Here is a 1,431-nt window from a genome sequence, read left to right on the forward strand (position 1 = left end):
GATCGCGATGATGCCGACCAGCGCCGTCTGCGCCGCGAAACCCTCGAAGTGTCCCGACAGCAGAACGGTCGCCGAGATCGCGCCGGGGCCGGCGATCAGCGGGATCGCCAGCGGGAAAGCGGCGATATTGTGGATCATGTCCTTGGTGATGGCGACGTCGCCGATCTTCTCCTTGCGGTCCTGACGGCGCTCGAACACCATTTCGAAGGCGATGAAGAACAGCAGGAAGCCGCCGGCGACGCGGAAGGCCGGCAGCGTGATGCCGAACACCGACAGGATCGAGGCGCCTGCGACGGCGAACAGCGCCATCACCAGGAAGCCGATCACCGACGCGCGGACGGAAACCTGCTGACGCTCCTCGCGGTTCATGCCGCGCGTCACGGCGAGAAAAAGCGGCGCCAGCCCCGGCGGGTCGATGGTCACCAGTATGGTGACGAAGGCGTTGAACAGGCTGTCGAAGCTCGGCATCGCTGGTCCCCTCCCGCCGGGCGAAGCCCAAGCGCTTCAATTGGTAGAGCAAAGCCGGGGCGCTGGAAACAGGCGGAAGGGAAATCAGCCGGCTATTCGGCTTTGCCGCAATAGGCCTCCAGGCGGTAGCCGTCAGGGTCGATGACGAACGCCGCGTAGTAGTTATCGCCATAGGCCGCGCGGAGCCCGGGCTGGCCATTGTCCTTGCCGCCCGCTCGCAGCGCTGCTGCATGGAACGCATCGACGCCGGCGCGTGTCGGTGCCGAAAAGCAGAAGTGCAGGCCCGAGTCCGTGTCTGCCGGCACCGGCCGGCCGGCGTCGTTGACCCAGAGCTGGACAACTTCAGCGCCGTAGCCGAGCGAGCCGGGGGACTGGCTGAGGCAAGAATAGCCGAGCGGCTGCAGCGCGGCGTCGTAGAAGCGTTTCGAGGCATCGGCGTCGCGGACACCGATCGAGACATGGTCGAGCATTGTTTTCTCCATGATTACAGGCGGTTGATGGCTCAGGTTGGAGTCGATCGGCGGGCCAGAAACTCACCTCGATGCGCCAGGTCGCGCCGCCGTCATGCGAGCGCTCGCCCAGCCAACGGAACGAATTTTCTGTGATGCGCGAAAAGCTCCAGCGCACCGATGCACCGGTGCCATCGGCGCCGACCTGCACGATCGTGTCGCTTTCGGCGCGAGCGAGCTGACGGCTGTAATACTGGTTGCGCGGATCGCTCCAGAAAATGTGCCAGGCGTCGATGCCAAGGTCGTAGACGCGCAGCGTCGTGCCATAGAAGGTCCACGGCCCAAGCGACGGCGAAGGACCGGCATCCCGCGCGGGCAGGATCCAGACGTCCTGAACCGCTTTGCCTTCCAGGACCCAGCCGAAATGCACCTCGCCGCGCCCGGCAAGCTTGGTGCCGTCCTCCAAAATGCGCGTGGCGTCGAAGGTCCAGGCGCCGATGAAGCGGCCGTAGAG

Annotated in this window: 3 protein-coding genes; 1 reads left to right on the forward strand and 2 read right to left on the reverse strand. The window is 65.4% G+C overall.

The annotated features are described in order from the left end of the window. A partial coding sequence (locus tag EOA29_RS36380) for a MarC family protein (RefSeq protein WP_145970047.1) occupies positions 1-468 on the reverse strand: 468 nt, incomplete at its 3' end. 92 nt (positions 469-560) lie between these two features. After that, positions 561-938, reverse strand: a complete 378-nt coding sequence (locus tag EOA29_RS36385) for a VOC family protein (RefSeq protein ID WP_126093816.1) — start codon at positions 936-938, stop codon at positions 561-563. A gap of 37 nt (positions 939-975) precedes the next feature. On the opposite strand from EOA29_RS36385, the gene EOA29_RS42470 reads away from it, so the two are divergent. Further along, positions 976-1,431: hypothetical protein (locus EOA29_RS42470; protein ID WP_210213223.1), on the forward strand; the 456-nt coding region annotated here is incomplete at its 3' end.

The organism is Mesorhizobium sp. M1E.F.Ca.ET.063.01.1.1 (assembly GCF_003998155.1).
Classification (GTDB): Bacteria; Pseudomonadota; Alphaproteobacteria; order Rhizobiales; family Rhizobiaceae; genus Mesorhizobium.

Coding starts and splice junctions, on each gene's coding strand:
- EOA29_RS36385 (WP_126093816.1), bottom strand. CDS start 938: ATGCTCGACCATGTCTCGATCGGTGTCCGCGACGCCGATGCCTCGAAA.